General features: G+C 30.6%; 11 protein-coding genes. 10 read left to right on the plus strand and 1 reads right to left on the minus strand.

The genetic code is table 11. The annotated features are described in order from the left end of the window. Nucleotides 1-58 precede the first annotated feature (58 nt). Nucleotides 59-523: a DUF1804 family protein gene (locus AJ887_RS04005; RefSeq protein ID WP_002901330.1), complete on the minus strand. Its 465-nt coding sequence runs from the start codon at nt 521-523 to the stop codon at nt 59-61. Between the two features lie 130 nt (nt 524-653). Between AJ887_RS04005 and AJ887_RS04010 the strand changes: the two genes are divergently transcribed. The 10 genes from AJ887_RS04010 to AJ887_RS04050 all read left to right on the plus strand — a co-directional run. Continuing rightward, a complete protein-coding gene (locus tag AJ887_RS04010; RefSeq protein WP_002790001.1) occupies nt 654-1,694 on the plus strand; it encodes a phage protease in 1,041 nt (346 codons plus the stop codon). After that, nucleotides 1,694-2,581, plus strand: a complete 888-nt coding sequence (locus tag AJ887_RS04015; RefSeq protein ID WP_002865845.1) for a Mu-like prophage major head subunit gpT family protein — start codon at nt 1,694-1,696, stop codon at nt 2,579-2,581. Before AJ887_RS04010 ends, AJ887_RS04015 begins: the two co-directional genes overlap by 1 nt. Continuing rightward, complete coding sequence (locus AJ887_RS04020) at nt 2,581-2,847, plus strand: hypothetical protein (RefSeq protein ID WP_261659779.1); 267 nt, start codon at nt 2,581-2,583, stop codon at nt 2,845-2,847. The genes AJ887_RS04015 and AJ887_RS04020 overlap by 1 nt, the downstream gene beginning before the upstream one ends. Beyond that, nucleotides 2,848-3,201 (plus strand): hypothetical protein, encoded by a 354-nt coding sequence (locus tag AJ887_RS04025; protein ID WP_002790896.1) that lies wholly within the window; start codon nt 2,848-2,850, stop codon nt 3,199-3,201. A 127-nt stretch (nt 3,202-3,328) separates the two neighbouring features. Continuing rightward, complete coding sequence (locus tag AJ887_RS04030) at nt 3,329-3,694, plus strand: hypothetical protein (protein ID WP_002790266.1); 366 nt, start codon at nt 3,329-3,331, stop codon at nt 3,692-3,694. Further along, entirely contained in the window at nt 3,684-4,073 is a 390-nt protein-coding gene (locus AJ887_RS04035; protein ID WP_002922136.1) for a YcbK family protein, read from the plus strand. Before AJ887_RS04030 ends, AJ887_RS04035 begins: the two co-directional genes overlap by 11 nt. A gap of 10 nt (nt 4,074-4,083) precedes the next feature. Continuing rightward, nucleotides 4,084-4,425 (plus strand): hypothetical protein, encoded by a 342-nt coding sequence (locus tag AJ887_RS04040; RefSeq protein ID WP_002854893.1) that lies wholly within the window; start codon nt 4,084-4,086, stop codon nt 4,423-4,425. Then, on the plus strand, nt 4,422-4,670 hold the full coding sequence (locus AJ887_RS04045; protein ID WP_070280988.1) for a hypothetical protein: 249 nt from the start codon (nt 4,422-4,424) through the stop codon (nt 4,668-4,670). Before AJ887_RS04040 ends, AJ887_RS04045 begins: the two co-directional genes overlap by 4 nt. Then, nucleotides 4,657-4,779 (plus strand): hypothetical protein, encoded by a 123-nt coding sequence (locus tag AJ887_RS10385; protein ID WP_261659780.1) that lies wholly within the window; start codon nt 4,657-4,659, stop codon nt 4,777-4,779. The genes AJ887_RS04045 and AJ887_RS10385 overlap by 14 nt, the downstream gene beginning before the upstream one ends. 2 nt (nt 4,780-4,781) lie before the next feature. Next, a partial coding sequence (locus AJ887_RS04050) for a phage holin family protein (RefSeq protein WP_002875551.1) occupies nt 4,782-5,066 on the plus strand: 285 nt, incomplete at its 3' end.

Raw genomic sequence — 5,066 nt, forward strand, 5'->3', positions numbered from 1 at the left:
TCTCCAATAGCAACCTTAGCTTTACCTTCTTTAATGTCGCAAATGATGCCAAGTTCGTTCATTTTAAAACCTTTGAAATAATTAAATCACTATTATCACTAAGCCATTCACAAACTATTTCATTGGTGCTTGCTAACTCAATAATAGAATCAATAGTTTTTTTACAAGTTTGTAAATTTAAAGCCTTAACATCTACTTTTTGTGGAGCTTTAATAGTCCAATAAGTTTTAGCGTATTTATTTAAAGCTTCTAAAGTATCAATATCAAGCTCATTTTTACTAGCGCTTTCTAAAAACCTCTCAAACTCACCAATCAATGCGTTTAAAAACATAGCTTCTTTATTTTCTAAATCTTTTTCATCTCTTAAAGCGGCTAATTTTAAACTCTCCCAATCAATACCCTTGCTAAAATCATCTTTTTTCATACAGTATATACCCTGTCTGCTAAGACCTGTTAAAACACATATATCTTTGATACTTTTTCCTTGTATAAAAAGACTTTTAGCAAGTTCTTTTTTGCTCATATTTTTCCTTTAGAATTATTGCTTGAAATTATATTTTTTTATTTTTTTAAAATCAGTCTATATATACTTTAAATAGGTGGTTTAAAAGCATTTTTTATCTTATGATTATGCGAAAAAATAAAGGCTTTTGATGCGTGATTTATTATTAGAGCTTAATACAAAACTCACAAATGAAAAAGTAAAAATTTCTCCTATTGGAATAGCCAAAGGACTTGATGGGAGAGTATTTAAGATAGATGGGGAAAAATTAATCAATAATATACAAAAAAATGGACTTGATATAGCGTTAAATCTTAATCATCAAGGAGGAGAAGCTTATGGCTGGTTTGATAGAAATTCATTAGAGTTAAGAGAAGATGGCATTTATGCAAGTCTTGAGTTAACGCCCAAAGGGAAAGAACTTGTTGAAAATAAGGCTTTTAGATATTTAAGCCCTGAATATTATGTGGATGATGATAAAAATGTTATTCATTTAGACGCCATGGGACTTGTAAATCAGCCCAATCTTTTAAACAGGGCTTTAAATAAAGCTAGGTCATTAATCAATAGCACCAAAAATTCAAAGTTAAGCACCCCACGAAGTGGGACAGAAGCTAAAAAAGGCAAGGTCGAGCATGGTCTTCAGGTGGGTGCAGGGAGTGAAACTCCCACTCGCAAGGATGACTTTAGTTCATCCGCGAAATTAAAAAAAGAAAGGAATACAATGAACGAAGAAGAATTAGAAGAATTACAAAAATTAGCCGAGCAAGTAGAAGAACAAGCTGAAAATGTAGAAGAATCCGTACAAGAGACAGAAGATTGTGTAGGTGAAGGTGAAAATCCAGACAGCGAGTTAGAAACTTTAAGACAAGAAAATGAAGAGTTAAAAGCACAAATTGCAGAACTTAAAGCAAAACTTGAAACTGCTTTAAACAAAAATGAAGAAACAGAGATTGAGCTTAATAAAAAACGCCTTGATTCTCTTTTGCAAAATGGACTCATTTTACCAAATCGCTATCAAAAAGCTCTTAATATGAAAGGCAGGGTTTTAGAAGATTATCTTGATGTTTGCAAAAAAGAAGCAAATATTGTTTTAGGTAAAAAAGAACTTAATTTTACAAACAAAAGAAAAGAACTTAATGCTTATGAGGCAAAAGTTTTTAAACAACTTGGAATCAAAGGAGGCAAATAATGGCTTTTACAGAATTAAGCACTGCTTACATGCAAGCAGTGAATAAGGGATTTTCAACCATTTTTAATAATGCTCTTGAAGGTGGAAATAAAGATTATGAAAAATTTGCAATGGTAACCAATGCAAATTCTTTGGTTGTAGAATATCAATTTTTAGCATCTTTACCAAAAATGCGTGAATGGATAGGCGATCGTCAATTTAGCAAACTTAAGGGTCAAGGTTATACTATCACTAAAAAAGATTGGGAAAGTTCCATTGAAGTACCACGAGATGTAATAACTTACGATAATTTAGGAATAATAAGACCACAAATTGAAATGTTAGCTTACGAAGTACAAAATCATTATAATGATCTTATTTTTACACTTTTAGAGCAAAATCAAACTTGCTTTGATGGAAAAGCATTTTTTGCAAATGATCACGATATTGGTGGTGTGAGTTTTTCAAATCTTGGAGATAAAAAATTAAGTGCTACAAGTCTTATGGAGGCTAGAAAAAATATGCGTGCACTGACTAATGAAAGCGGACGCACTTTAAATATCAATCCTGCTCTTTTGGTTGTACCATTAAGCTTGGAAGCAAAAGCACTCGAGATTGTAAATAGCGATTTAATCAATGGTTCAAGCAATGTTTTTAAAGGCGTTGTAGAAGTATTTACAAGTCCAAATTTAAGCGATCAAGACGCTTGGTATTTAATTGACAATACCAAACCAATCAAACCTTTAATTTTGCAAATCAACAAAGGAGCTGAGTTTGTTGCTAAAGATAATCCTACTGATGAAGCTGCTTTTATGCGTAAGACTTTCCAATATGGAATCGATAGCGAAGACAATGCAGGTTATGGACTGTGGCAATTAGCTTATAAATCAAGCGGAAAGGCAGAATAATGGACAATATAGTTTCAGCTAATAAACTTAGAAATCAAAATGCAATTTTAAATCCAAAAGAAAATGACGATCAAAAAGCTTTATTTTTAAAGGAAAAGCAAGAGTTTGAAAAAGAAAAAGCTTTATTTTTAAAGGAAAAACAAGAGTTTGAAAAAGAAAAAGCTTTATTTTTAAAGGAAAAACAAAAGACTTTAGAAGAAAATGAAGAAACTATAATAAATGAGTCTTTAAAAAACAAAGAAACAAAAAAAAGGAAAACAAGATAAATGATAGCCTTGCTTTCTCCTCCTAAAATGCTAGCTCTTACTTTAAAAGAGTTAGCACTGATGAAAAGGGCACAACAAAACTTAGCAAATATCGATGAAATTACAAGAGAAGTAGTAGCTAAAGCAGCAAAAGATGCAGATGATATTTGCAAAAATAAAGATATTGCTGATTTTATTTGGGAGGATTTTGCATACATTCGCATAAAAATTTATCTTAAAATCGTCTTAGATGATGAAGATAAAATCCTTCTAGATAATGCTTTAAAACGAATTGAAAATGCACCTTTGATTGATAAAGAAGGAAATTTAAGCTCTTTAAGACTTAAAATTATGCAAAGAAAGGACAGGTTTTAGCTTTTTAAGGCAAGACTTTAAGGAGTAAAAGGCGAGGTCGGGCGTGGCCTTCAGGTGGGTTAAGGGAGCGTAGCTCCTTATCGCAAGGATGAATTCATTTCATCTGCGAAGTTAAAAAGGACAGGTTTTGACTTTAGATAGTGTTAGCAAAGATTTATTAAAGCATTTTAATGCGATAGGCATAGCAAATTACGAAGATGTCAAACAAGGCGGACTTTATCTAATGCTTGAAAGCCTAACAAGTATTAATCATCATAAAGATAGTGTGAATTTTTCATTGATTTTTAGTTCTCATACTTTTAATAAAGATAAAGATTCTTTGATTAAAAAAATAGATGAATTAAGACTAAAACTTTTTGAATTTGATACAAGCAAAAAGCTTTTAAGTAGTATCGAAAGTGGTTTTATAAGCAGTTCTTTATTTGCTTATAGGCTTAAATTTAATATAGAAATTTTTTCAAAACCAGAAGGAGAAGAAGAAAATGAAAAATAACCCTTATTTTAAAGAAAGCGAATTTAAATGTAAATGCGGCAAATGTGAATTACCGCAAAATGTACCAAGTGATGAGCTTATAGACATTCTTTGTGAAATCAGAGAACATTACAATGCTCCTATTATTATAAATAGTGGATATCGCTGCAAAGAGCATAATGCAGAGATTGGTGGAGCCCCTAAAAGCCAACACACTATAGGAAGTGCAGCGGACTTTGTGGTTAAAGGAGTTAAAACAGAAGAAGTTCATCAATATGTTTTAAACACCTATGGCGAAAGAGGTTTAGGGATTGCCATAAAGCATAATTTTAATGATCCTTATGCTGGGTTTGTGCATTTAGACACTAGAGGCAAAAAAGCAAGATGGACTTATCCATAAGGAAAAGATTGTGTTTAGTTTTATTTTATCAAGGTTTTTAAGTCCTTCAAAAATAGCTTTTTTTGTTCTAATTGCTCTTTGTGGTTTTTTATATTTAAAAAACAATGCTTTAGCTTTAGAAAATGAAAATCTAAAACTTAAAGCTTTGCATTTTAGCAATGAAATCAATGTTTTTAAAGATAAATTAGCCCAGCAAAATAAAGCTATTGATAAATTAAAACTTGATTTAAAGCCCAAAGAGACTTTAAAAGAAGTTTTAAAAGTGGATAAGGTTTTTATTAAAGATAAAAGCTGCCAGAGTGAACTTAAAGCTTATAAAGAATTATTTAATATTTTAGGAGCAAAAAAGTGAATGATAAAATGAGAATTTTCCTATTAATTATACCTTTTGTTTTTTTAAGCGCTTGTGCTTCTAAAGATATTTTGATTAAAACTGAAATCAAAGAAGTTAAAGTTCCTATTAAATGCCCTTTAAAACTTCCTTTAAAGCCTTTAGACAAACAAGACTTAGAAAGTGCTAAAGAAATCTCTAAGTATTACTTAGAAGTTGAAAATATAGCCAAGCTTTGCACAGGAGAGAAAGATGAAAGAAAATAATAAAATGATAAATCAAAAAAGCATTGCAAAAGATCTTCTTATAGCTCTTTTATTTTCAAGCTTTGCTTTAGCTTTATTGTATGTATTTGAAATTTTTACAAGGAACTAGCAATGAAATTAGAAGATATATTTGTATATATGGTTTTAATGATAGTAAGCTTTATAGCTGGACTTGTAGGAATTGTAACAAAAAATAAATTAAGCAAAGCTCTTAATTTAAAAGGTAAATTTACACTCTTTTTAAAAGGTATGCTAGGTTCTATGTTTGTAGCATATCTAGTTTTTGAAATTGTAAATTATCTTAATTTTGGCATAAAGCTTAGCGTTGCAGTGGGTGGTTTTGCAGCTTATATGGGGACAGATGCATTGCTTAAAATTGAGCAACTTGTAGAAAAG

Origin of the sequence: Campylobacter sp. BCW_6466 (genome assembly GCF_001762835.1) — a bacterium.
Taxonomy (GTDB): domain Bacteria; phylum Campylobacterota; class Campylobacteria; order Campylobacterales; family Campylobacteraceae; genus Campylobacter_D; species Campylobacter_D jejuni.

Coding starts and splice junctions, on each gene's coding strand:
- AJ887_RS04015 (WP_002865845.1), top strand. CDS start 1,694: ATGGCTTTTACAGAATTAAGCACTGCTTACATGCAAGCAGTGAATAAG.
- AJ887_RS10385 (WP_261659780.1), top strand. CDS start 4,657: ATGAAAGAAAATAATAAAATGATAAATCAAAAAAGCATTGCAAAAGAT.
- AJ887_RS04025 (WP_002790896.1), top strand. CDS start 2,848: ATGATAGCCTTGCTTTCTCCTCCTAAAATGCTAGCTCTTACTTTAAAA.
- AJ887_RS04020 (WP_261659779.1), top strand. CDS start 2,581: ATGGACAATATAGTTTCAGCTAATAAACTTAGAAATCAAAATGCAATT.
- AJ887_RS04005 (WP_002901330.1), bottom strand. CDS start 523: ATGAGCAAAAAAGAACTTGCTAAAAGTCTTTTTATACAAGGAAAAAGT.
- AJ887_RS04010 (WP_002790001.1), top strand. CDS start 654: ATGCGTGATTTATTATTAGAGCTTAATACAAAACTCACAAATGAAAAA.
- AJ887_RS04035 (WP_002922136.1), top strand. CDS start 3,684: ATGAAAAATAACCCTTATTTTAAAGAAAGCGAATTTAAATGTAAATGC.